The sequence below is a fragment of the Paeniroseomonas aquatica genome (genome assembly GCF_030409335.1).
GTDB classification, from domain to species: domain Bacteria; phylum Pseudomonadota; class Alphaproteobacteria; order Acetobacterales; family Acetobacteraceae; genus Belnapia; species Belnapia aquatica.
Window position 1 is genome coordinate 14,584 of sequence record NZ_JAUFPN010000153.1, and the last position, 21,586, is coordinate 36,169.

At 69.7% G+C, this 21,586-nt stretch carries 22 protein-coding genes; 15 read left to right on the forward strand and 7 right to left on the reverse strand.

The genetic code is table 11. The annotated features are described in order from the left end of the window. The first annotated feature begins 121 nt into the window (after window positions 1-121). The 3 genes from groES to QWZ14_RS15235 all read left to right on the forward strand — a co-directional run bounded on the left by groES (window position 122) and on the right by QWZ14_RS15235 (window position 2,656). Window positions 122-433, forward strand: coding sequence for a co-chaperone GroES (groES, locus tag QWZ14_RS15225; RefSeq protein ID WP_290317581.1), 312 nt, complete (start codon window positions 122-124; stop codon window positions 431-433). 108 nt (window positions 434-541) lie between these two features. After that, window positions 542-2,191: a chaperonin GroEL gene (gene groL, locus QWZ14_RS15230; RefSeq protein WP_290317582.1), complete on the forward strand. Its 1,650-nt coding sequence runs from the start codon at window positions 542-544 to the stop codon at window positions 2,189-2,191. Between the two features lie 261 nt (window positions 2,192-2,452). Further along, complete coding sequence (locus QWZ14_RS15235) at window positions 2,453-2,656, forward strand: cold-shock protein (RefSeq protein WP_290317583.1); 204 nt, start codon at window positions 2,453-2,455, stop codon at window positions 2,654-2,656. Between the two features lie 66 nt (window positions 2,657-2,722). Here the strand turns inward: QWZ14_RS15235 and QWZ14_RS15240 are convergent, their stop codons facing one another. Continuing rightward, a complete protein-coding gene (locus QWZ14_RS15240; RefSeq protein WP_290317584.1) occupies window positions 2,723-3,607 on the reverse strand; it encodes a Bug family tripartite tricarboxylate transporter substrate binding protein in 885 nt (294 codons plus the stop codon). A 153-nt stretch (window positions 3,608-3,760) separates the two neighbouring features. Then, window positions 3,761-4,294 (reverse strand): hypothetical protein, encoded by a 534-nt coding sequence (locus QWZ14_RS15245; protein ID WP_290317585.1) that lies wholly within the window; start codon window positions 4,292-4,294, stop codon window positions 3,761-3,763. Between the two features lie 74 nt (window positions 4,295-4,368). Here QWZ14_RS15245 and QWZ14_RS15250 point away from each other — a divergent pair, with 74 nt between their 5' ends. From QWZ14_RS15250 to QWZ14_RS15285, 8 genes are all read left to right on the forward strand, one after another. Beyond that, window positions 4,369-5,325 (forward strand): threonine dehydratase, encoded by a 957-nt coding sequence (locus QWZ14_RS15250; RefSeq protein WP_290317586.1) that lies wholly within the window; start codon window positions 4,369-4,371, stop codon window positions 5,323-5,325. A 118-nt stretch (window positions 5,326-5,443) separates the two neighbouring features. Then, window positions 5,444-6,442, forward strand: a complete 999-nt coding sequence (locus QWZ14_RS15255; protein WP_290317587.1) for a Bug family tripartite tricarboxylate transporter substrate binding protein — start codon at window positions 5,444-5,446, stop codon at window positions 6,440-6,442. A gap of 69 nt (window positions 6,443-6,511) precedes the next feature. Next, window positions 6,512-7,501 (forward strand): Bug family tripartite tricarboxylate transporter substrate binding protein, encoded by a 990-nt coding sequence (locus QWZ14_RS15260; protein ID WP_290317588.1) that lies wholly within the window; start codon window positions 6,512-6,514, stop codon window positions 7,499-7,501. Between the two features lie 62 nt (window positions 7,502-7,563). Then, entirely contained in the window at window positions 7,564-8,907 is a 1,344-nt protein-coding gene (lysA, locus tag QWZ14_RS15265; protein ID WP_290317589.1) for a diaminopimelate decarboxylase, read from the forward strand. Further along, the gene (locus tag QWZ14_RS15270; protein WP_290317590.1) at window positions 8,904-11,534 is read left to right on the forward strand and encodes a DUF4175 domain-containing protein; all 2,631 of its coding nucleotides are present in this window, start codon (window positions 8,904-8,906) and stop codon (window positions 11,532-11,534) included. The genes lysA and QWZ14_RS15270 overlap by 4 nt, the downstream gene beginning before the upstream one ends. A 119-nt stretch (window positions 11,535-11,653) precedes the next feature. Continuing rightward, entirely contained in the window at window positions 11,654-12,583 is a 930-nt protein-coding gene (locus QWZ14_RS15275) for a cation diffusion facilitator family transporter (protein WP_290317885.1), read from the forward strand. Between the two features lie 139 nt (window positions 12,584-12,722). Next, window positions 12,723-13,892, forward strand: a complete 1,170-nt coding sequence (locus QWZ14_RS15280; protein WP_290317591.1) for a zinc-dependent alcohol dehydrogenase — start codon at window positions 12,723-12,725, stop codon at window positions 13,890-13,892. Further along, window positions 13,889-14,389, forward strand: coding sequence for a cyclase dehydrase (locus QWZ14_RS15285; RefSeq protein WP_290317592.1), 501 nt, complete (start codon window positions 13,889-13,891; stop codon window positions 14,387-14,389). The genes QWZ14_RS15280 and QWZ14_RS15285 overlap by 4 nt, the downstream gene beginning before the upstream one ends. A gap of 115 nt (window positions 14,390-14,504) precedes the next feature. Here QWZ14_RS15285 and QWZ14_RS15290 read toward each other — a convergent pair whose 3' ends face one another. Next, entirely contained in the window at window positions 14,505-14,789 is a 285-nt protein-coding gene (locus QWZ14_RS15290; protein WP_290317593.1) for a hypothetical protein, read from the reverse strand. Window positions 14,790-14,832: 43 nt separating this feature from the next. Next, window positions 14,833-15,714 carry a polyphosphate kinase 2 family protein gene (locus tag QWZ14_RS15295; RefSeq protein WP_377754529.1) on the reverse strand — a complete coding sequence of 294 codons (882 nt, stop codon included), beginning with the start codon at window positions 15,712-15,714 and terminating at the stop codon, window positions 14,833-14,835. A gap of 162 nt (window positions 15,715-15,876) precedes the next feature. Between QWZ14_RS15295 and QWZ14_RS15300 the strand changes: the two genes are divergently transcribed. Further along, on the forward strand, window positions 15,877-16,113 hold the full coding sequence (locus tag QWZ14_RS15300; protein ID WP_290317595.1) for a hypothetical protein: 237 nt from the start codon (window positions 15,877-15,879) through the stop codon (window positions 16,111-16,113). A gap of 40 nt (window positions 16,114-16,153) precedes the next feature. Here the strand turns inward: QWZ14_RS15300 and QWZ14_RS15305 are convergent, their stop codons facing one another. Both QWZ14_RS15305 and QWZ14_RS15310 read right to left on the reverse strand, forming a co-directional pair. After that, complete coding sequence (locus tag QWZ14_RS15305) at window positions 16,154-17,119, reverse strand: Bug family tripartite tricarboxylate transporter substrate binding protein (protein WP_290317596.1); 966 nt, start codon at window positions 17,117-17,119, stop codon at window positions 16,154-16,156. 56 nt (window positions 17,120-17,175) lie between these two features. Continuing rightward, window positions 17,176-18,114, reverse strand: a complete 939-nt coding sequence (locus QWZ14_RS15310) for an endonuclease/exonuclease/phosphatase family protein (RefSeq protein ID WP_290317598.1) — start codon at window positions 18,112-18,114, stop codon at window positions 17,176-17,178. A gap of 57 nt (window positions 18,115-18,171) precedes the next feature. Here QWZ14_RS15310 and QWZ14_RS15315 point away from each other — a divergent pair, with 57 nt between their 5' ends. From QWZ14_RS15315 to QWZ14_RS15325, 3 genes are read left to right on the forward strand one after another with little or no spacing between them, the layout of a single operon-like run. Next, window positions 18,172-18,759, forward strand: a complete 588-nt coding sequence (locus QWZ14_RS15315) for a hypothetical protein (RefSeq protein ID WP_290317600.1) — start codon at window positions 18,172-18,174, stop codon at window positions 18,757-18,759. Window positions 18,760-18,784: 25 nt separating this feature from the next. Continuing rightward, window positions 18,785-19,570 (forward strand): SDR family oxidoreductase, encoded by a 786-nt coding sequence (locus QWZ14_RS15320; protein ID WP_290317601.1) that lies wholly within the window; start codon window positions 18,785-18,787, stop codon window positions 19,568-19,570. Between the two features lie 6 nt (window positions 19,571-19,576). Further along, the gene (locus QWZ14_RS15325; RefSeq protein WP_290317602.1) at window positions 19,577-20,020 is read left to right on the forward strand and encodes a MaoC/PaaZ C-terminal domain-containing protein; all 444 of its coding nucleotides are present in this window, start codon (window positions 19,577-19,579) and stop codon (window positions 20,018-20,020) included. A gap of 73 nt (window positions 20,021-20,093) precedes the next feature. On the opposite strand, the gene hldE is transcribed toward QWZ14_RS15325, so the two are convergent. Then, window positions 20,094-21,533, reverse strand: coding sequence for a bifunctional D-glycero-beta-D-manno-heptose-7-phosphate kinase/D-glycero-beta-D-manno-heptose 1-phosphate adenylyltransferase HldE (gene hldE / locus QWZ14_RS15330; protein ID WP_290317886.1), 1,440 nt, complete (start codon window positions 21,531-21,533; stop codon window positions 20,094-20,096). Window positions 21,534-21,586 lie beyond the last annotated feature (53 nt).

The following is a 21,586-nucleotide window of genomic DNA, read 5'->3' on the forward strand; positions in this document are numbered from 1 at the left end:
CGGGCCTGTCCTACATGGCTGGCACTCCTCCGGGGGGAGTGCTAGCGGGCCGCTGGGCGGTATCCGCGGGTCACCACGACCGGAGGAGGGAACCCTTGATAGAAAGACAGGAGAGGACCGCATGAGCTTCCGTCCCCTGCATGACCGCGTTCTCGTCCGTCGCGTGACGGCCGAAGAGAAGACCCGCGGCGGCATCATCATCCCCGACACCGCCAAGGAGAAGCCGCAGGAGGGTGAAGTCATCTCCGTCGGCTCCGGCACCCTGAACGACAAGGGCGAGCTCCGCGCGCTCGACGTGAAGGCCGGCGACCGCATCCTGTTCGGCAAGTGGTCGGGCACGGAAGTGAAGCTCGATGGCGAGGAGCTCCTGATCATGAAGGAGTCCGACATCATGGGCATTCTCGACACCCCCGCCGTCGCCAAGGCCGCCTGAGCTTCACAGCTCCCGCCTTCGACGATCATCAACACCGGCGGTCCGGACCGCGTCGTGGGCAGCAATGTCCCGGCAGCGACGGACGGCCACATCCAATGAGGTACGCACATGGCTGCGAAGGACGTTAAGTTCGGTGCCAGCGCCCGTGACCGCATGCTGCGCGGCGTGGACATTCTCGCCGACGCCGTGAAGGTGACGCTGGGCCCCAAGGGCCGCAATGTCGTCATCGACAAGAGCTTCGGCGCGCCGCGGATCACCAAGGACGGCGTGACCGTCGCCAAGGAGATCGAGCTCTCCGACAAGTTCGAGAACATGGGCGCGCAGATGGTGCGCGAAGTGGCCTCGAAGACCAACGACCTAGCTGGCGACGGCACCACCACCGCGACCGTCCTGGCCCAGGCGATCGTCCGTGAGGGCGTGAAGGCGGTTGCCGCCGGCATGAACCCGATGGACCTGAAGCGCGGCATCGACAAGGCCGTGGCCTCGGTCGTCGCCGAGCTGGAAGCCAAGACCCGCAAGATCTCGACCTCGGCCGAAGTGGCGCAGGTCGGCTCGATCTCCGCCAACGGCGAGACCGAGATCGGCGAGATGATCGCCCAGGCGATGGAGAAGGTCGGCAACGAGGGTGTCATCACTGTCGAGGAAGCCAAGGGCATCCAGACCGAACTCGACGTCGTCGAAGGCATGCAGTTCGATCGCGGCTACGTCTCCCCGTATTTCATCACGAATGCGGAGAAGATGATCGTCGAGATGGAGAACCCCTACATCCTCATCTTCGAGAAGAAGCTCTCGGGCCTCCAGCCCATGCTTCCCCTCCTCGAGGCCGTGGTGCAGTCGGGCCGTCCGCTGATCATCGTCGCCGAGGATGTCGAGGGCGAGGCCCTGGCCACCCTGGTGGTGAACAAGCTGCGCGGCGGCCTGAAGGTCGCGGCCGTGAAGGCGCCGGGCTTCGGCGATCGCCGCAAGGCGATGCTCGAGGACATCGCCATCCTGACCGGTGGTGAGGTCATCTCCGAAGACCTCGGCATCAAGCTCGAGAGCGTGACCCTCGCGCAGCTCGGCAAGGCGAAGATGGTCCGCATCGAGAAGGAAAACACCACCATCGTCGATGGTGCGGGTTCCAAGGATGCGATCAACGGCCGCGTGGAGCAGATCAAGGCGCAGATCGAGGAGACCACCTCGGACTACGACCGTGAGAAGCTGCAGGAGCGCCTGGCGAAGCTCGCCGGTGGCGTCGCCGTCATCCGCGTCGGTGGCAGCACCGAAGTGGAAGTGAAGGAGCGCAAGGATCGCGTCGACGACGCGCTGCATGCGACCCGCGCCGCGGTTCAGGAAGGCATTGTCCCCGGCGGCGGCGTCGCCCTGGTGCGCGCCTCGCAGAACCTGGCGAACGTCAAGGCCGACAACCACGACCAGCAGGTCGGCATCGACATCATCAAGCGCGCCATCCAGACGCCGCTGAAGCAGATCGCCGAGAATGCCGGCCAGGACGGCGCCGTGGTCGCGGGTGAGGTGCTCCGCACCGCTACCTACGAGTATGGCTACGACGCCCAGACCGATACCTACAAGGATCTGGTCGCCGCCGGCATCATCGACCCGACCAAGGTCGTGCGCACGGCGCTGCAGGATGCGGCCTCGGTGGCGTCGCTGCTGATCACCACCGAAGCCATGGTGGCCGAGCGTCCGGAGCGCAAGGCTCCGGCCGGCGGCCCCCCGGGCGGCGGCGGCATGGGCGGCATGGGCGACATGGACTTCTGAGCTCCGGGCAACCGGGCTTCGGAACCAGGGGGGCGGGCCGCAAGGCCCGCCCCTTTTTCGTTGAGACAACTCACGGAATCGCGTGCGCGCGATCGTTGACTTCCCTGTTCCGTTTCGTGTCCACTGATTGTCGCCAGCCGTTCTTGGCCCGCCTTGCCGTGCCCTCCCGGGGCGAAATCCCGGGCGCCTTCAAGCCGATCAAGCCCGGTTGTTCCGCGTAGGCGATCGGCGTCCGCGCTTCAGGAGAGGAGGGTGCATCGCATGGCGATCGGCACCGTGAAGTGGTTCAACGCGACGAAGGGTTTCGGCTTCATCGTCCCGCAGGATGGCGGCAAGGACGTCTTCGTCCACATCACCGCCGTCCAGAAGGCGGGGCTTCAGGGCCTCAACGAGAACCAGAAGGTCAGCTACGACGTCGTGATGGAGCGCGGCAAGGCCGCCGCCGCCAACCTCAAACCGCTCTAGGCTACGCCCACCCGTCACATGGGTGGGCTCTGAGGCCCAGGCCCCCCATGGTGCCACTTGCGGGAGTCAATCCAGCCGCGCACCACTGCGGCGGACGATTTCGGCATGGCGGCGCAGCTCGTCGGCAAGATGGGCTGCCAAGCGTTCGGGCTGGCCGCCGTAGATCTCCATCCCGGCGTCCTGCAACCGCTGGCGCGCGGCAGGGTTGCCCAGTACCTCATTCGCCACGGCGTTGATGCGGCTGACCACCGCCGGAGCGGTCCCGCGTGGAGCGAAAATTCCGAACCATGTGCCGAAGACCAGTCCGGGCAGGCCAAGCTCCGCGGTGGTGGGCACCTCCGGCAACTGCGGTACGCGACGGTCGGACAGCACCGCGATCGGCAGGACCTCGCCGCCGCGGATCTGCGGCATGGCGCCGGTCACCAAGTTGAACATCAGCTGGATGCGGCCGGAAAGCAGGTCGGTCGTCGCAGGGGCAGGACCGCTGTAGGGCACATGCACGAGGTCGGTGCCGGTGGTCTGGCGATAGAGCTCGCCGGCCAGATGCATCGAACTGCCGTTGCCGGTGGAGCCGAAGTGCAACCGGCCCGGCTCGGCCCGGGCCAATGCGGTGAAGCCCTCGAGCGTGGTCGGACCGAGACCCTTGTTCACGACCAGGATGTTCGGGACATTGCCGACCAGTACGACCGGCTCGAAATCCTGCACCGGATCGAAGGGCAGATCGCGGTATAGAGCCGGATTGGTCGCCAGGGTCCCGGCCCAGCCCCAGAGGAGAGTCGAGCCGTCGGGCGGACTCCGAGCAGCGGCGGTCGCGCCGATGTTGCCGTTAGCCCCCGCCCGATTTTCCACGACGACCCGTTGGCCAAGTCGCCTTTCCAACTCCTGCGCCAGGATGCGGGCGAGGGTATCGGCGGTCCCGGCGCCGCCGAGGGTCGGGACGATCAGCCGCATCGGCCGGTCGGTCCAGGCCGGCTGGGCCTGCGCCGTGGCCGGAAGCAACAGGGCGATGGCAGCGCGGCGGGACAGCATTCCAGTCTCCAGCTTCAGCCACCGGAGTGTGGGCGCTGCCGCGACCGGCCGGCAAGACCGGCCTGCTGCCGAAGCTCAGCCGGCGGGTTGCCGCCAGACCCGGGCCGCACCGGCCGCCTTCAGAACCTCTTCGGCCTTGGCCTGCTTCTCCGGAGTATCTGCATGCACCATCAGGATCGAGCCGGTGATCCCGGCCTGATCGGTGACACCATCCGGGGTGGCCGCGGCGCCAGCGGCTTCGCCCATGGCTGCCGTCGCGCCTCCGGCGGAGGCGGCGGCGACCACCGCGGGCAAGGCGGCGCCACCGGTGGCGATCACCACGCCGGCGGCCGCCATCGCGGTGGCGGCGGCTGCGGTGCCGACGCCGAGCTGGCGCAGGTTCCGTGCGTCGTCCTCCCGGACTGGGTTCTCCTGCGCGGACTGGCTGGCGGTATCCTCCTGGCCCGGCACACGGACCGAAAGATCCGCGCGCTGGAACAGGCTGCCCTCCAGCTTCGACAGCGCGGTATCCAACTGCGTCTGGTCGTGGAATTCGCCGCAAACCTGGGTGGGCTGCGCATCGGACCCGGCATTGCCGGTCCATTCTGCACTACTGACTTCGATGGCCATGGCGGGTCACTCCGCTATCCTTGGCCCCAACCAACGCCGGCCTCCCGCAGGCGTTCCGAAAGGCAACCGTGCCGATGTTCGACCTTGCCGGTCTCGAAGCCGCCGCGCGGCTGATCCATGGCGTCTTCCCGGGGACGCCGCAATTTGCCTGGCCGCTGCTGGCCGCCCGCACCGGGGCAGAGGTCTGGGTCAAGCACGAGAACCACACCCCGACCGGGGCCTTCAAGCTGCGCGGCGGGATCGTCTACCTGGAACGGCTGAAGCGGGAACGGCCTGAGGTCCGGGGCGTGGTATCCGCCACCCGGGGCAACCATGGCCAGAGCCTGGCCTATGCCGGGGCCCGCTTCGAGGTCCCCGTCACCATCGTCGTACCGGTCGGCAACAGCGTCGAGAAGAACGCCGCCATGCGGGCGCAGGGTGCGCGGCTGGTGGAGGCGGGGGCGGATTTCGACGCCGCTCGCGCGGTGGCCGCCGAGATGGCCGCCGCCGACGGCCTCGAATTCGCACCGAGCTTCGCCCCTGACTTGGTCCGCGGCGTGGCGACCTATGCGCTCGAGCTGTTCCGCGGGGCGCCGACACTGGATGCGCTGTATGTCCCGATCGGCCTCGGCAGCGGCATCTGCGGCTGCATCCTGGCGCGGGACCTGCTGGGGCTCGAGACCGAGATCATCGGGGTGCAAAGCACCGGTGCTGCGGCCTACGCGCTGTCCTTCGCCGCGGGGCGGGTGGTCACCACCGATGCTGCCGTAACCCGGGCGGATGGGATGGCGACCCGCATCCCCGACCCCGGCGCCTTCGAGATCATCCGGCATGGCGCGGCGCGGGTGGTGACGGTGACGGACGACGAGGTGGCCGCCGCGATCCGCGCCTATTGGCAGGACACTCACAACCTCGCGGAAGGGGCCGGGGCGGCCCCCTTGGCAGCGCTGCTGCAGGAGCGTGAGCGGATGGCGGGAAAGCGGGTGGCGACCATCCTCTGCGGCGGCAACATCGACCTCCCCCTGTTCCGAGACTGGGTGCTGGCCGCATAGGGTCCCCGCGGCCGGCCTGGCGCCGGCCTGGGATCGATCCGGGCTTGGCAGCCCCCCGGGGTTCCGTGCGAGGCTGCGCTCCACCGGCGACCAAGCCGGGCCACGGGGGGAAGCAGGCATGGCCGGCTCGGGTCGGGTGACGCGGCGCAGCGCACTGGTCGCTGCATGGGCGGGAGCGGCGGCCGGGGGCCTGTCTGTGCCTGTCCTGGCGCAGTCCGGGGCTTGGCCGCTGGGCCCGGTCCGATTCATCGGCATCTTTCCGCCCGGCGGCGGGACCGACATCCTCTCCCGCATCTGGTGCCAGAAGATGGCCGAGCTCACCGGCGAGCAATTCATCGTCGAGAACCGGAGCGGCTCGGCGGGCAACATCGGCACCGAGGCCATTGCCCGCAGCGCGCCGGATGGGCGGACGCTTGGCCTGGCCAGCGTCGCGCCCCTGAGCATCGGCCCGACCCTCTACCGGCGGCTGCCCTTCGACGTGACGAAGGACTTCACCTACGTCTCCGGCCTCTGGCAGCTGCCGAATTTCCTGGCGATCCACAATGATCTGCCGGCGCGGACGGTGCCGGAGCTCATCGCGCTGGTGAAGGCAAATCCGGGGAAATACGCCTATGCCTCCTCCGGCTCGGGCACCACGGTGCATCTCTCGGGCGCCATGTTCGCCGCCATGGCGGGGCTTGAGATGGTGCATGTGCCCTATCGCGGCGGGGCGCCGGCGCATATCGACCTGCTGGCCGGCCGCGTCCACATGATGTTCGACAACATTCCCCAGGCGCTCGGGCTGGTGCGCGAAGGCCGGCTGTGCGGGCTCGCGGTGACAGGGGCGAAGCGCAGCCCCTTCGCGCCGGAATTCCCGACCATGGCCGAATTCCTGCCGGGCTTCGAGATCGACAGCTGGGGCGGGGTGATGGGGCCGGCTGGATTGCCGCCCGCGGTGGTCCAACGCATCGGTGCCCTGACCAGGCAGGCGCTCGAAAGCCCGGAGGTGATCGCTCGCTTCCGCGAGAACGGGGCGACCACCTGGTTCACCACGCCGGAGGAGTTCAGCCGCTTCCGGGCCGAGAACGAGGCCGCCTTCGCCCCGGTGATCCGCGCCTCCGGCGCCCAGGTCGAGTGATCCGCCGAAGGCGCCTGCATAGTTCCAGACAAAGATCCGGCCCTGAAGCCGGTGACCGGAGGATGACGAATGACCGAGACACCGCGGCCCCTGTCGCGCCGCATGGCGCTTGGCCTGCTGGCCGTGCCTGCCCTGGGGAAGGGCGCCGGGGCGCAGTCCGGCGAATGGCCGAACCGGCCGGTCCGCTACATCAACCCCTACCCGCCGGGCGGGCCGACCGACACCCTCTCGCGCCTTTACTGCGCACGAATGTCGGAGGTTTCCGGCCAGCAATTCGTGGTGGAGAACCGCAGCGGCTCCGGCGGCAATGTCGGGGCGGATGCGATCGCGAAATCCACGCCGGATGGCTACACCATCGGGCTCGGCGGCGTCGCCTCGCATGCCATCGCGCCAACCCTGTACCGCAGCCTGCCCTTCGATCCGGAGAAGGATTTCACCCTGGTCTCCGGCCTGTGGCAGCTGCCGAACCTGCTGGCGGTGCACCTCGACCTGCCGGCGCGGACCGTGCCGGAACTGATCGCGCTGGTGAAGGCGAACCCGGGGAAATACACCTTCGGCTCCGCCGGGTCGGGCACGACACTGCATCTGGCCGGGGAATTGTTCAAGCAGCTGGCGAAGGTCGACATGGTGCATGTTCCCTACCGCGGCAGCGCCCCGGCACAGCTGGACCTGGTGGCCGGACGCATTTCGATGATGTTCGACAATATCCCCGGCACCTTGTCGCTCGCCCGCCAGGGGCAGGTGCGGCCCCTGGCGGTGACCTCGCTGGCCCGCAGCCCGGTGGCGCCGGAAATCCCGGCCATCAGTGAATTTTTGGCCGGTTTCGATGTGGTGTCCTGGACCTGCGTCTGCGGACCGGCGGGGATGCCGGCCCCGGCCATCGCCCGACTGTCGGCGCTGACGAAGCGGGTGCTGGCCATGCCGGAACTGATCAAGGCCTACGAGGATCTCGGCGCCAGCGCCTGGTGGACCAGCATGGAGGATATCGCCAGCTACCGGACCGCGCAGAAGGAGAGGTTGGCGCCCTTGATCCGCGCTTCCGGGGCGCAGGTGGACTGACCCCTGCGGCAGGGTGCAGGTCCCGCTTGTCCCCGCCCCCTGCCGCGCCGCACAATGGGAGGATGGCGTCCGCACTCCCCATCACCCCGACCGATCCCGACCCGAGCTTCGCCGAATTGCTGGCGGGCCGCCCACATCTATCTATGCATGCCCTGGATGGGCTGATGGTCGAGGGGGTCCCGCTGCACCGCGTCGCCGCCCTGGCCGGGACGCCGACCTGGGTGACCTCGGCAGGCGCGCTGCGGCGGCGGGCCCGGGCGCTCAAGGCGGCCTTGGCTGCGGCCGGGCTGCAGGCAGGCATCCATTATGCGGTGAAGGCCAATACCGGCCTCGCGGTGCTGCGGGTACTGGCGGCCGAAGGGCTGGGCGCCGACGTGGTCAGCGAGGGCGAGTTGCGGGCGGCGCGGGCGGCGGGCATCCCGGCCGCGGCCATCGTCTTCTCGGGCGTCGGCAAGACCGAGCGGGAGCTGCGCCTCGCGCTCGCCGAGGATATCGCCCAGATCAACGTGGAAAGCGCCGAGGAGGTCGAGATGCTCTCGGCCCTGGCGACCACGCTCGGGCGGGTGGCGCGGGTGGCGTTGCGGGTGAACCCCGACGTGGATGCCAAGACCCATGCCAAGATCACCACGGGCCGATCGGAGAACAAATTCGGCGTGGCGATCGACGACGCGCCCGCCCTCTATGCCCGCATGGCCGCCCTGCCGGGGCTGGAGCCGGTGGGCGTCGCCACCCACATCGGCAGCCAGATCACCAGCGGCATGGCCGCCTATCGCGCCGCTTATGTCCGGCTGGCGGAGCTGGTGCAGGCGTTGCGCCTGGCCGGACTGCCGGTGAAGCACGTCGACTGCGGCGGTGGCCTCGGCATTCCCTACCGGGATGAGCCGGCCCCGAGCCCCGAGGCGCTGGCCGGCGCGATCAAGGCCACCTTGGGTGGCCTCGGCCTGCCGGTGATGCTTGAGCCGGGGCGCTGGATCGCCGGGCCGCCGGGACTGCTGCTGGCCTCGGTGGTGCTGCAGAAGCAGGGTGCCGCCAGGCGCTTCCTGGTGCTCGACGCGGCGATGAACGATCTGGTCCGCCCGGCGATGTATGAGGCGTGGCACGGGATCCTGCCGGTTTCGCCGGTGGATTTCGTTGCGCCGGTCGGGCCCGCCGACGTGGTCGGCCCGGTCTGCGAAACCGGGGATACCTTTGCGCGGGGCCGGGCGATGCCATCTCTCTCCCCGGGCGCCCTGGTCGCCTTCCTCGATGCGGGAGCTTACGGCGCGGCGATGAGCAGCACCTACAACATGCGTCCCCTGGCGGCGGAGGTCCTGGTCGATGGCGACCGCTTCGCCGTGGTGCGGGAGCGCCAGAGCTACGCGGCCCTGCTCGGGGACCAACGGCTGCCGGACTGGCTCACCGAATGATGCCCGGCCTCCCGCCATCGGAGGGCGCGCCCGGACCTCGGCTGGCGGCCCTCGACCGCCGGCGCCGCTTGGCCCGGCTGGCGTTGTGGTGGGAGGATGTGTGGCCACGGCTCTGGCCGGCGCTTGCGGTGCTGGGGCTGTTCCTGATCGTCGCGATGGTGGACCTGCTGCCCCGGCTGCCCGGTCCGGCGCATGCGCTGGTGCTCGGCGGCTTCGCGGTGGCCCTGGGGTTGGTGGCCTGGCGGGCCTTCCGCGGCTTCGCACCACCGGGTGCGGCGGCCGCGGAGCGCCGGCTGGAGAAGGCCTCGGGACTGCGACACCGGCCGCTGGCGGCCCTGGCGGACACGCCGTCGGGCGACGATCCGGCGGCGCTGGCGCTGTGGCGGGTGCATCAGCAGCGGGCCGCGGCCCAGATCGAGCGGCTGAAGGTCGGCATGCCGCGGCCGGGGCTGCCGGCCCGGGACCCGCGGGCCCTGCGTGGGGCGCTGGTGCTCGGCGTGCTGGCAGCCCTGACCTTGGCCGGGGGCGAAGTGGCCGAGCGGCTTCGGCGCTCGGTGCTGCCCGACTTCGCCAGCGCGGCGCCGGGGCCGGGCCTGCGGCTCGAGGCCTGGGTGACGCCGCCGGCCTATACCGGGGCGGCGCCGGTCTTCCTCGACCCGGCCGGCGGTACCGCGACGGTCCCGGCAGGCAGCCGCTTGCAGGTCGCGTTGTCGGGTGGTGGCGGTGCTGTCCCCGAATTGGTGGTGGAGGGAGCGGCAAGCCCTTTCCGCGCCCTGGATGGCGCCAGCTTCACGGCCGACATCCTGCTGGAGCAGGGCAGCCGCTTGGCGGTCCGCCGCAACGGGATGGAACTGGCTCACTGGGCGCTCACCGTGCAGGCTGATGCGCCGCCGACCGTCGCCTTCGCCGAGCCGCCCGGCCGGGCGGCGCGCGGGCTTGCCACCCGCCTGCCCTGGCGCGCCGAGGATGACTGGGGGCTGGCCTCGCTGCGGGCCGAGGTGCGCCTCAAGGCACGGCCTGGGGCCGCGCCCCTGACGCTCGACCTGTCCCTGCCGGGCGGCGGGCCGAAATCGGCGCGGGGGACCGCGCAGCCCGACCTGTCGGCGCATCCCTGGGCCGGGCTGGAGGCGGATGTGCTGCTGCTGGCGCGCGACGGCGCGGGGCAGGAGGGCCGTTCCGAGGCAGCAAGTCTTACCCTGCCGGAACGCAGCTTCAACCACCCGGTCGCCAAGCTGCTGATCGGGGTGCGCCGGGAGCTTTCGGTCGAGCCCGAGCGCCGGACACCGGCGCGGCGGGCGCTGGAGGACATCGGCCGGGCGCCCGAGGCCTTCGAGCATGACCTGGCGACCTATCTGGCGATCCGGGTCGCGCGGTCCCGCCTGATGACCGACCGGCGGGCGGAAGCGGTGGGCGAGGTGCAGGACCTGCTCTGGGAGGTGGCGCTGGCGCTGGAGGAAGGGCGCGACGGGCGAACCCTGCGTGCCCTGCAGCAGGCCCGCGAGGCCCTGCGCAAGGCGTTGGAGCAGGCGGAGCGGCAGCAGCAGGAACACCCTCAGGCGGCACAGGATCAGGCGCAGCAGGAACAACGCGCCGAACTGCAGCGCCGCATCCAGGAGTTGCGCGACGCCATCCGCCAGCATCTCGAAGCCCTGGCCGAGCGGCTGCAGCGGGAGAATGCCGAGCAGATGCCTGAGGGCGCCCAAAACCGCCTGATGGACCAGCGCGACATGGACCGTCGTACCCGCCGCATGGAGGATGCGGCGCGCGAGGGCCGCACCGAAGACGCGAAGAAGGAACTCGCCGAACTCGAGGAGATGTTGAAGGCTCTGGAGGAAGGTCGCGCCCAGCGGGCCGAAAGCCCGGAGCGTCAGCAGCGGCGCGAGCGCGGCCAGCAGCAGATGGGCGTGGTGCAGGACATGGTGAAGCGGCAGAGTGACATGCTCGACCGCAGCCATCAGCGGGCCGAACAGGGCGAGCGGGACCGCACCCAGCGGAGCCGGCAGCAGCGCAGCCAGCCCCAGACCCGCTGGCCGCAGGAGCCACCAGCGGCAGCCGCGCCTGAGCAGGGCGCCCCCGATCCCCAGGCCCAGCAGGATGGCCGCAGCCAGCGCGCCCTGCGACGGGCGCTCGGGGAGCTGATGCAGCAATTCGGCGACCTGACCGGGGAAATCCCGGAGGGTCTGGGCCGGGCCGATCAAGCGATGCGCGAAGCGCAGGAGGCGCTCGGCAAAGGCGAGGGACGGGGCGACCCGCGCGACGCGCAGCAGAGAGCCTTGCGTGCCCTGCAGGAGGGAGGACGGCAAATGGCCCAGTCCATGCAGCGGCAGTTCGGCATGGGCATGGACGGCGAGGAGGATGGCGACCCGCAGGACATGGCCGGCGAGAACCAGCCGGGCGGGGAAGGCCAGGATCAGGCCCAGGGCCAGGGGGAGGGCCGTGATCCGCTCGGCCGCCGGTCCCGCGACGTCAACGGCAACGCCGACAACGGTGCCGACACGCGGGTGCCGGAGGAAGCGGAAATTCTGCGGACCCGCCGGCTGCAGGAGGAGCTTCGGCGCCGCGGTGCCGAGAAAGAGCGGCCGCCGGAGGAATTGGATTACATCGACCGGCTGCTGAAGCGTTTCTGACATAGACGCCGCCTCCGGCCAGGACCGCGACGGGGCGGGGCGGCGTGGCCCGAGACTGAACGACTGGGCAAAGCCGGCGAACTGCCGAAAGGACCTGCCCGATGCCGCATGATCACCACATGGGGCACCACCCCCAGCATGGGCATGCGTCCCATGGCCATCACCATGGGCCGGCGCAGGCGGAGCGGGGCTTCGCGCTCGGGGTGTCGCTCAACGCCGGCTTCGTGGTCCTGGAGGTGGCGGCGGGGCTGATCGGCGGGTCCATGGCGCTGCTGGCGGACGCCGGGCACAACCTCTCGGACGTACTCGGGCTGGTACTGGCCTGGGTCGCGGTGCGGCTGGCGCGGCGCTTGCCCAGCGGGCGGCGGACCTATGGCTGGCACCGCGGCACAATTCTGGCTGCCCTGGGCAATGCCATGCTGCTGCTGGTGGCCGTCGGTGCGATCGCGCTTGAATCGGTGCAGCGGCTGCTCGATCCGTCGCCGGTCGCGACCGGACTGATGCTATGGGTGGCGGCGGCTGGCATTGTGGTGAATGGCGGCACGGCCCTGCTCTTTGCCCGCGGCCGTGCGGCGGATATCAACCGGCGTGGCGCCTATCTGCACATGCTGGCGGATGCCGCGGTGTCAGCGGGCGTGGTGGCCGGAGCCCTGATGATCCAGGCGACCGGATGGGCCTGGATCGATCCGGTGCTGGGCCTGGGGATCGCCGGCGTCATCCTGGCCGGCACCTGGGGGCTGCTGCGGGAATCGATCGACTTGGCGATGGATGCCGTGCCGGCCAACATTGACCTGGAGGCGGTCTCCGCCTGGCTGCTGCAACAGCCGGGAGTGGCCGAAGTGCACGACCTGCATATCTGGGCCATCTCAACGACCGAAACCGCCCTGACCGCCCATCTGGTGCGGCCCGGGGCGGCGATGGATGACGGGTTCCTGACGGGCCTGAGCGGCGGCCTGCGAAGCCGCTTCGGCATCGGTCACGCGACCCTGCAGGTCGAGGCCGGCGATCCGGCGCATCCCTGCGCCCTGGCGCCAGCGGAAGTGGTCTAGCCTCTCCCCATCCTGGCGGCGCCTTGAAGGCGGCCGTGCCATCCTTCCCAGCCGTTTCGCATGATGGTTACAACCCTGCGCCACGGCTTGCGTTCGGCACCCGAGGCGCCGGATCCATGGCGCCTCCGAGGAGGCTTCCATGCGCGCACTGTGCTGGCACGGTAAACAGGATATCCGTTGCGATACTGTTCCTGACCCGAAGATCGAGCATCCGCGTGATGCCATCATCCGTGTGACTGCCTGCGCCATCTGCGGCTCGGACCTGCATCTCTACGACGGCTTCATGCCGACGATGGAGAGCGGCGACATCATGGGCCATGAGTTCATGGGCGTGGTCGAGGAGGTCGGTTCGGAGAACAAGGCCCTGAAGAAGGGCGACCGGATCGTGGTCCCCTTCACCATCACCTGCGGCCAGTGCGAACAGTGCCGGCGCGGCAATTTCTCGGTTTGCGAGCGGTCGAACCGCAACAAGGCGATGGCGGACAAGGTCTTCGGACACAGCACCGCGGGACTGTTCGGCTATTCCCACCTCACCGGCGGCTATGCCGGCGGCCAGGCGGAATACGTCCGCATCCCCTTCGCCGACACCACCCATGTGAAGGTTCCCGATGGCGTCACGGATGAGCAGGTGCTCTTCCTCGGCGATATCTTCCCGACGGGTTGGCAGGCCGCCGTCCAGTGCGACATCCAGCCGACCGATACCGTGGCGATCTGGGGCTGCGGCCCGGTCGGGCAATTCGCCATCCGCTCCGCCGTGCTGCTTGGCGCGAAGCAGGTGATCGCCATCGACCGCGTGCCGGAACGCCTGGCCATGGCCGAAGCCGGCGGCGCCACGGTGATCGACTTCTCGAAGGAGAGCGTGGTCGAGCGGCTGAACGACCTGACCCAGGGCAAGGGGCCAGAGAAGTGCATCGATGCCGTGGGCATGGAGGCGCATGCGACCGCCACGCTCGACAGCGTCTATGACCGGGTGAAGCAGGCGGTGATGCTGGAATCGGACCGGCCGCATGTGCTGCGGGAGATGATGTATGTCTGCCGCCCGGCCGGCACGCTGTCGATCCCCGGCGTCTACGGCGGTCTCATCGACAAGGTCCCCTTCGGGATGGCCATGAACAAGGGCCTGACCTTCCGTATGGGGCAGACCCATGTGGCCCGCTGGACCGACGACCTGTTGAAGCGGATCGTCGAGGGGCAGATCGACCCCAGCTTCGTCATCACCCACACGGTCGGGATGGAGCAGGGCCCCGAGATGTACAAGACGTTCCGCGACAAGCAGGACGGCTGCATCAAGGTGGTGATCAAGCCATGAGCCGGACCCGGGGTTCGGATCAGGCGCTGGCCCTGGCGCAGGGGCTCGGCTGGTTCAGCATCGCGCTTGGCGTGGCCCAGGTGCTGGCGCCGCACCGGGTCACCCGTGCCACCGGCCTGCAAGGGCAGGAGAGGCTCATCTCCAGCTACGGGATGCGGGAGATCGCCACCGGCATCGGTCTGCTGACCGCCAAGGACCCGACGCCCTGGGTCTGGGGGCGGGTCGGCGGCGACGCTTTGGACATCGGCACGCTGGCGGCCGGGATCGCCGGGCCGGAGCGGGAGCGCTCAGGCATGGCGATGCTGGTGACCCTCGGCATCGCGGCCCTGGACGTGGGCTGTGCCCTGGCGCTGCGACGGCCGTTGCCGGCCGCCATGGCCGGCTTCCGCAAGCGGAGCGGCCTGCCGAAACCGGCGGGCACCATGCGCGGGGCCGCGCAGGACTTCGTGGTGCCGGCGGACATGCGTACGCCGGAAGCGCTGCGGCCGTGGCAGTAGCGGTACGCAAGCAGGCTACAATGACCGCCTGTGCCCGGCTTCCGCTCGCCGGGGCACAGTGCGGTTCGTCAGGCGACCCATGCCCAGGATCGGCCGCCGGGGGTGTCCTTGCGCGCTAAATGAACTGGCCTCGCAGGAATCCCAAGGCCGGCAAGGGCGTCCATTTCCGCGGCAAGTCGGCACGGGTGATGGGTGCCACGCTGTAGTGCGGCACCGGTTGGCGGGAGCGGCGGAGGAAGTCCTCGTATGCCTTCACCTGCTGCGCCCGCCATTCCCGGTCCGCCAGGGCGGCCGCGCGGCTGCGGTAGACGTCGGCCACGCGATTGACGCGCCCGACCGTGGCATAAACGGCCCAAAGCTGATCGTCGTCGCCGCGGGCGACGGGGATGAGGTCCCTCACTCCGTCATGCTTCCCGGTGCCGCGTGCGGCGTCAAGCGTCGCGTCAGCCCAGCTCCCGCCGGGCGCCCTCGAGAGCGACCCGTTCCTCCGCGGTGATCTCCGGGTAGTGCAGGCCCAGGTCCTCGAGCGCCTCCGCCAGGGCCTCGGCCACCACCAGCCGGGTGAACCACTTGTTGTCGGCCGGCACGACGAACCAAGGCGCCGCAGGAGTAGCGGTGGCGCGGATCGCCTTCTCGTAGGCGGATTGATAGGCATCCCAGTGATGCCGCTCGGCGACGTCGCCAAGGCTGAATTTCCAGTTCTTCTCCGGCTCCTCGATCCGCTTGAGGAAGCGGCGGCGCTGCTCCTCCTTGCTGACGTGCAGGAAGAACTTCAGCGCCACCAGCCCCTGACGGCCAAGATAGGATTCGAAGGCGGCGATGTCCTTCAACCGGTCGTCCCAGATGTGCCTGCCGCGGCGGGCGGCGGGCAGCTTCTGGCGGTCCAGGATTTCGGTATGGACCCGGGCGACCAGCACCTCCTCGTACCAGGACCGGTTGTGGATCCCGATCATGCCCCGGGTGGGCAGGGCGACGACGTGGCGCCAGAGGAAGTCATGGTCCAACTCGACCGGGCCGGGCGCCTTGAAGCTGGTGACGTGGCAGCCCTGGGGATTCACCCCGCTGAAGACATGCTTGATGGCGCCGTCCTTCCCGGCGGCATCCATCGCCTGGAAGATGCAGAGCACGCCCCAGCGGTCTTGGGCATAGAGCTTGTCCTGCAGGGTCGAGAGGCGGTCGACACCTTCGGCCAGCAGGGCGGCGGCGGCGCCCTTGTCGGCATCGATCCCTGCGGTATCGCCGGGGTCATGGTCCTTCAGGTGGAAGCCCTTGCCCGATTCAATCCGGTAATGCGCCATCAGCTTGCGACGCCGCTTCAGTTCCATGGGCAGGTCTCCTGTCAGGTTGCGGGACGCATTGCGGGCGAAGGCATGGCGCCAGCCGAAACCATCCACCGTCACCATCTGGCCGGCCAGGGTCAAGTCCGGCGCTCCGGAACAGCCCCCTGGTCCTGGCCACCGGCCAGGTTGCGTGGCCAGAGGTCCGGGATGACGCCGATCTGGGAAGGCGAGTACCTGCTTGCTGCCATCCAGCTCGACGGTAAAGCAGCTCGTCAGCGCCGGCGGCAATCGCTGCGCCAGTACCGCACAGAGGACCGGACTGGCGGGGCTGACGCTGGCGAAACCGAACCACCGCAACGACAGCAGGTTGGCGTGTCAGTCCGGCCGAGTCCCAATGCCATCACCGGCCGGACCATCGCCATCGCGGTGCAGAGGCCCATTTGATGACGCGGACGGCGGTCAGCGGCAGGCTGGCGCGCACCTGCTATTCCGGCTGGAAGTTGGCGAATCGGAGCAGGGCGGCGTTCTTCTCCACGTCGGCGGCGATATAGCGGTTTGTCTCGGCGATAGATTCGGTGATTGCTTCCAGGGCGAGGCCGGCCAGGCGCTGGCTGGTCGCCGGCTCCCGCAGCCCGGCCTGGATGATGGCGTTCATCCGCTCGACCTGGTCCTGGGCCATGCCGCGGGCGGCCCAGACGCCATACCAGCTGGCGAATTCGAATCCGGGCAGGCCCTGCTCGATGGCCGTCGGCACCTCCGGCGCCAGGGCGGAACGGACCCGGGCGGTGATGGCCAGGGCGCGGACATTGCCGCTGCGGACGGTGGGCAGCAGCGCGGCGGCGCTGTCGAACAGTAGCTGGATATTGCCGGCCTGGACATCGACCAACGCCGGGGCGGTGCCGCGGTAGGGGATGATCTCGATCCCGGCGCCGGTCGCCTGGTTGAAGGCGACGGCGGCGAGGTGGCCGGACGCGCCGAGCGAGGAGGTGGCGAAGCTCCAGGCGCGCGGGTCGGCCTTGGCAGCGGCGACGACCTCGGCGAGGCTCCGCTGCGGTCGCTTCGGGTCCATCACCAGCAGGGCAGGCGCCCGGCCGGTGCGGGCGATGGGCTGGAAATCCGCGATCGGGTCGTAGCCCGGGGCCTTCAGCACGAGGTGCTGCAGCACATGGGTCGAGGCGGAGCCGAGGATGGTATAGCCATCTGCTGGGGCTTGCAGCACTGCCTGAGTGCCGATGACGCCGTTGCCGCCCGGACGGTTCTCGACCACCACGGTCTGGCCGAGGCCTTCGCCGAGCTTCTGCGCGGCGAGCCGGGCCATGGCATCGGTGGCGCCGCCCGGGGTGTAGGGGATGATCACCCGCAGCGGGCGGCTGGGCCAGGCGCCCTGGGCGTGAACGGTGGGTGCAGCCAGGGCCGCCAGACCCGTGGTCATGATGATGCGCCGCCGCATGGGTGCCTCCCGATCGGGCGGTGATGGTCGCACCGGCGCCTGCACGGTGGAAGCCATCATGGCAGGCGCAGGCGCAGGCTGATCGGGCAATGGTCGGACAGGCGAACGCGGTATCCCGGATCACGTTCGGCATAGACCAGCACGCGAAAACTATCGGGCACCAGCCAGTCGCGTGCCGGTCCGCCCAACAGGATATGATCGATGAAGGACCGGCCGCCGCGCGCGCCTGACCAACAGGGGTTGGATACCCCTTCGGTCGCCCGCAGCAGGGGAGCGTTGGCGGTCAGGCTGCGCCAAAGCTCGTCGTTCGAATTGGTCATGGTGCGGTTGAAGTCGCCGAGCAGGGCAAAGGGAATGCCCTCGGCCCGGCGGGAGGCGATCCAGCGGGCCAAAATCTCGCCCTGGCGGGCAAGCTGCTCGCAGTCGTTCTCGTCACGGCCGGATGAGCCGGAGGCGCAGCCGCTTTTCAGGTGCAAAGAGAGCAGGCGGATGCGGGCATTGCCGGAGTCGACCGTGATGTCGGTGCCGCGGCGGAGCGAGAAGCGGGCCTGGGGATTAAGGTCCAGGGCTTCGAGGTCGCGGTTCTGGGTCACCCGGAGACCGTGGCGAACGGCGAAGCCCGAGCGTTGCAAATCCTCCTCGGCGGGAAAGTAGAAAGCATAGCGGCGGGGGTCGACGACCCGGGCGGCCGCCTCCGGCCCGTCGACCTCCTGCAGGGCGAGGATATCGGCATCCAGCCGGCGGGCGTAGCCGGCGAGCAGGTCGAGGTCGGACGGGCGGCGCTGGGTCCGGTCGCGTGGCAGCAGATGGTCGCGGCTGGTGAGCCAGGCGATATTCCAGGTGGCGAGCTTGAGTTCGCCGGCTGGGGTCCGTGTCTCGGCCGGGGCTTGGCCGCGGCCGGCAGCTTGATGCGGTGGGGCGGGCTGGCTGGGCGGCAGCTTCCAGTACAGGCCGAGGGCGAGAAGCAGGGAGACAAGAAGGGCGATCAGGCGCATGCGGCCGACCTTGCCGGTTGGGGGCGAGGGTGCCTAGCCTGGAGCATGAAGCGTTGCATGCTCGTCCTGTCGCTGCTGACGGCGCCGGCCCTGGCGGGCCCTGTTGCGGCCCAGTCGTTGGCACCGGGGTTCAAGCAGCCCGAAACACCCCTGCAGATGGTTGCAGCGCTGCCCGAGGTGGCGGCCGGCTGGCGGCGTGGGGCGGTGACGGACTTCGAGGCACGCCCGAATGGCGCCGGGCTGGGGGCAGGGGCGGAGTATCGCCCGGCGGCGGGTGGGCCAGGGGTCGCCACCGTCTATCGCTACGACCGCGGGCTGGCGCCGGCGGTCGCGCTGGCCAGCCTGGACGCCGAGATGGACCAGGCGATGCGGGAGGTGGAACTGCTGGGACCGCAGCGACGATACCGGGTGGAGGGGCGGCAGCCCGCCGAGCCGGTGACCGGGCCGGATGGCCGCCCGGTATTGCGCTGCGAGGCGCTGGTGCTGACCTTCGAGGGTGGCCCCCGGGCGGAAGGCTCCTTCTGCCTCGGCCTGGTGCGCGGGCGATTCCTCAAGCTGCGGATGACCCTGCCGCCGGGCGCGCCGGGTGCCGCGGCGGCGGCGGTGCAGGCCTTCGGGCGCGAGATCGTGGCGGTGGCGCAGTAGAGCGGCGAAGCAGGGAGAAGCGAGGATGATTCAAGCGAATACGGCACCGCTGCCCGTGCGGCTGGACGGGCTGCGCGTGGCCATCACCGCCGGGGCGGGTGGGATCGGCCGGGTGCTGGCGGATGGCTTCGCCGCTTGCGGCGCGCGGGTCTTCGTCTGCGACGTGGATCCGGACGCCTTGGCGGCTTGCCCCTATCCATCGATGCGCGCCGACATGGAGACGGTGGAAGGCTGCGAGGGCTTCGTCGATGCGGCCATCGCGCAGCTGGGCGGGCTGGATGCGCTGGTGAACAATGCAGGCATAGCCGGGCCGACTGCGCGGGTCGAGGATGTGACGCCGGAAGCGCTGAGCCGGACCATGAAGATCGACCTGGAAGCCATGTTCCACTGCGCTCGGCGGGCGGTGCCGGCGCTGCGGGCGGCAGGCGGCGGGTCCATCATCAATTTGTCCTCGGCCGCCGGACGCTTCGGCTTCCCCCTGCGCAGCCCCTATGCGGCGGCCAAATGGGGCGTCATCGGCTTCACCAAGTCGCTGGCGATCGAGCTTGGGACGGATGGCATCCGGGTGAACGCGATCCTGCCCGGGCTCGTCGCCGGCGACCGCATCCGCCGGGTGCTGGAAGCCAAGGCCCAGGCGAATGGGCGAAGTTTCGCCGAGCAGGAGGCGGATGCGCTGAAGAACGTCTCCCTGCGCTGCTACGTGACGCCACACGACATCACCAACATGGCGCTCTACCTCTGCAGCCCCTTCGGCGCGACCATCAGCGGCCAGTCCATGGCAGTCGATGGCGACATGCAATCCCTGATGTGAGCTTCCATGGATATCATCGAATCGTTTGACGCGCTCACGGTCGGCCAGGAATTCGATTTCGGTTCGCTGGTTATGACGCGTGAGGAGATTCTTGACTTCGGCCATCGCTTCGACCCACAGCCGATGCACGTGGATGAGGCCGCGGCCGCTGCGGGGCCCTTCGGCGGGTTGATCGCCAGCGGACTGCATACGCTCTCGGCCTGTTTCTCGCTGATGATCCGTACGGGGGTGATCGCCAAGACCTCGCTGGGCGGGGCAGGCATGGAGGTGGCTTGGCCGGCGCCGGTGCGGCCGGGGGATGTGTTGCAGGTCACCGGCCGGGTGGAACAGCTGACCCCGAGCCGCAGCAAGCCGGACCGCGGGATTGCGAAGCTGCGCTTCACCGGCACGCGGCGGGGCGATGCGGTGGTGGTGCTGGATGTGCTGACGACCGTGATACTGCGGCGCTAGGGATCCTGTCGTCGCTTTGGCGGCAGTGCCAGACGGATGGCCACATCGCCTTACCGGAGATGCCTGGCCAGAGCTATTTCCGGGAGGCTTCGACCTTGTCGATGACCCGCGTGGTGGAGCGGCCAGGCAGCAGGTCGATCAGCGCCACCACGCCGCCTGCCGCCTGAACCTCCGTGGCGCCAACCACTTGGCTTAGCGTGTAGTCGGCACCCTTGATGAGCACATCGGGCAGCAGGCTTCGAATCAGCTCGAGCGGGGTCGGCTCGTCGAATGCGACGACCGCATCGACCGAAGCGAGCGCGGCGATCACGGCGGCGCGGTCGGCAAGGGGATTGACCGGGCGGCTCGGACCTTTGAGGCGTGCCACCGAGGCATCCGTATTGAGCGCGACCACCAACCGGTCGCAGCGACGGCGGGCGGCCCGCAGCAGGGCGACGTGGCCGGCGTGGAGGATATCGAAGCAGCCATTGGTGAAGCCGACGCGAAGGCCATGCGCCTTCCAGTCCGCCACCAGCCGCGCGGCGCCCGCGTGGTCGAGCAGCATGCCTTCCTCCGGGCTCTCGCCGCTCTCGGCACGCAGCGCATGCGCCAACTCGTCGGCGCCGACGGTGGCGGTGCCAAGCTTGCCGACGACAATCCCTGCGGCGGCATTGGCGATCCGCATGGCTTCCGCCAGGGGCCGGCATGCGGCATGGGCCAGGGCGAGGGTCGCAATGACGGTGTCGCCGGCGCCGGAGACGTCAAAGACCTCGCGCGCAACCGCGGGCACGCTTTCGGCAGAATTCGCCTCGATGAGGGTCATGCCCTTCTCCGCCCGGGTGCACAGCAGCGCGGGCACTCCGGCATCGGCCATGACGGCGCGGGCAGCGGCGACCACCTCCTCCTCGGTGCCGGTCGGCAGGCGGGCGGCGCGGGCCAGCTCCCGGGCATTCGGCGTCAGGCAATCCGCCCCGCGGTAGCGGCTGAAATCGTCGGACTTCGGGTCGGCGAAGACCGGGATGCCCTGGGTTCGGGCGGCGGTGATGGCGGCTTCGATCACCTTCGGAGCCAGCACACCCTTGGCATAATCGGACAGGATCAGGGCGTTGCAGCCCGGCAGCGCGGCTGCCACGGCAGCGACGAGGGCGGCAGCTTCGGCCGGCTCCGCCAGGTGGCTCGTTTCCTCGTCCAGCCGGGCGAGCTGCTGGGTGCCGGCGATCAGCCGGGTCTTGCAGATGGTCGGGCGGGCGCCGCTCAGGACGCAGGCATCGGTGATGCGGAGGTCCTCGGCCAGCAGGGCACGGAACTCGCTGGCGGCAGAGTCCTGGCCCAACAGGCCGATGAGCACGGCCTGCCCCCCGAGGGCCGAGATGTTGCGGGCGACATTGCCGGCACCGCCGGGCATGGCGATGGTTCGGCGCAGCCGTACCACCGGCACCGGCGCTTCCGGCGAGATTCGGTCGACATCGCCGTAGAGGAAGCGATCGAGCATGACGTCGCCGAGGACAAGGATGCGGCAGCCGGTGAAGTTCAGCATGGAATCGCAATAAACCTGTTCGGGCCGGAATTGCAAACGGCGCGGGGGTA

What these genes read in the sequence shown, in the direction of transcription:
- QWZ14_RS15240 (WP_290317584.1), bottom strand. Translation starts at nt 3,607, where the DNA reads ATGCGGCTGATCGTCCCGACCCTCGGCGGCGCCGGGACCGCCGATACC.
- QWZ14_RS15280 (WP_290317591.1), top strand. Translation starts at nt 12,723, where the DNA reads ATGCGCGCACTGTGCTGGCACGGTAAACAGGATATCCGTTGCGATACT.
- QWZ14_RS15250 (WP_290317586.1), top strand. Translation starts at nt 4,369, where the DNA reads ATGTTCGACCTTGCCGGTCTCGAAGCCGCCGCGCGGCTGATCCATGGC.
- QWZ14_RS15315 (WP_290317600.1), top strand. Translation starts at nt 18,172, where the DNA reads ATGCTCGTCCTGTCGCTGCTGACGGCGCCGGCCCTGGCGGGCCCTGTT.
- QWZ14_RS15295 (WP_377754529.1), bottom strand. Translation starts at nt 15,714, where the DNA reads ATGGAACTGAAGCGGCGTCGCAAGCTGATGGCGCATTACCGGATTGAA.
- QWZ14_RS15320 (WP_290317601.1), top strand. Translation starts at nt 18,785, where the DNA reads ATGATTCAAGCGAATACGGCACCGCTGCCCGTGCGGCTGGACGGGCTG.
- QWZ14_RS15305 (WP_290317596.1), bottom strand. Translation starts at nt 17,119, where the DNA reads ATGCGGCGGCGCATCATCATGACCACGGGTCTGGCGGCCCTGGCTGCA.
- QWZ14_RS15255 (WP_290317587.1), top strand. Translation starts at nt 5,444, where the DNA reads ATGGCCGGCTCGGGTCGGGTGACGCGGCGCAGCGCACTGGTCGCTGCA.
- QWZ14_RS15310 (WP_290317598.1), bottom strand. Translation starts at nt 18,114, where the DNA reads ATGCGCCTGATCGCCCTTCTTGTCTCCCTGCTTCTCGCCCTCGGCCTG.
- QWZ14_RS15300 (WP_290317595.1), top strand. Translation starts at nt 15,877, where the DNA reads ATGACGCCGATCTGGGAAGGCGAGTACCTGCTTGCTGCCATCCAGCTC.
- QWZ14_RS15260 (WP_290317588.1), top strand. Translation starts at nt 6,512, where the DNA reads ATGACCGAGACACCGCGGCCCCTGTCGCGCCGCATGGCGCTTGGCCTG.
- lysA (WP_290317589.1), top strand. Translation starts at nt 7,564, where the DNA reads ATGGCGTCCGCACTCCCCATCACCCCGACCGATCCCGACCCGAGCTTC.
- QWZ14_RS15325 (WP_290317602.1), top strand. Translation starts at nt 19,577, where the DNA reads ATGGATATCATCGAATCGTTTGACGCGCTCACGGTCGGCCAGGAATTC.
- QWZ14_RS15275 (WP_290317885.1), top strand. Translation starts at nt 11,654, where the DNA reads ATGGGGCACCACCCCCAGCATGGGCATGCGTCCCATGGCCATCACCAT.
- QWZ14_RS15245 (WP_290317585.1), bottom strand. Translation starts at nt 4,294, where the DNA reads ATGGCCATCGAAGTCAGTAGTGCAGAATGGACCGGCAATGCCGGGTCC.
- groES (WP_290317581.1), top strand. Translation starts at nt 122, where the DNA reads ATGAGCTTCCGTCCCCTGCATGACCGCGTTCTCGTCCGTCGCGTGACG.
- QWZ14_RS15270 (WP_290317590.1), top strand. Translation starts at nt 8,904, where the DNA reads ATGATGCCCGGCCTCCCGCCATCGGAGGGCGCGCCCGGACCTCGGCTG.
- groL (WP_290317582.1), top strand. Translation starts at nt 542, where the DNA reads ATGGCTGCGAAGGACGTTAAGTTCGGTGCCAGCGCCCGTGACCGCATG.
- QWZ14_RS15235 (WP_290317583.1), top strand. Translation starts at nt 2,453, where the DNA reads ATGGCGATCGGCACCGTGAAGTGGTTCAACGCGACGAAGGGTTTCGGC.
- QWZ14_RS15285 (WP_290317592.1), top strand. Translation starts at nt 13,889, where the DNA reads ATGAGCCGGACCCGGGGTTCGGATCAGGCGCTGGCCCTGGCGCAGGGG.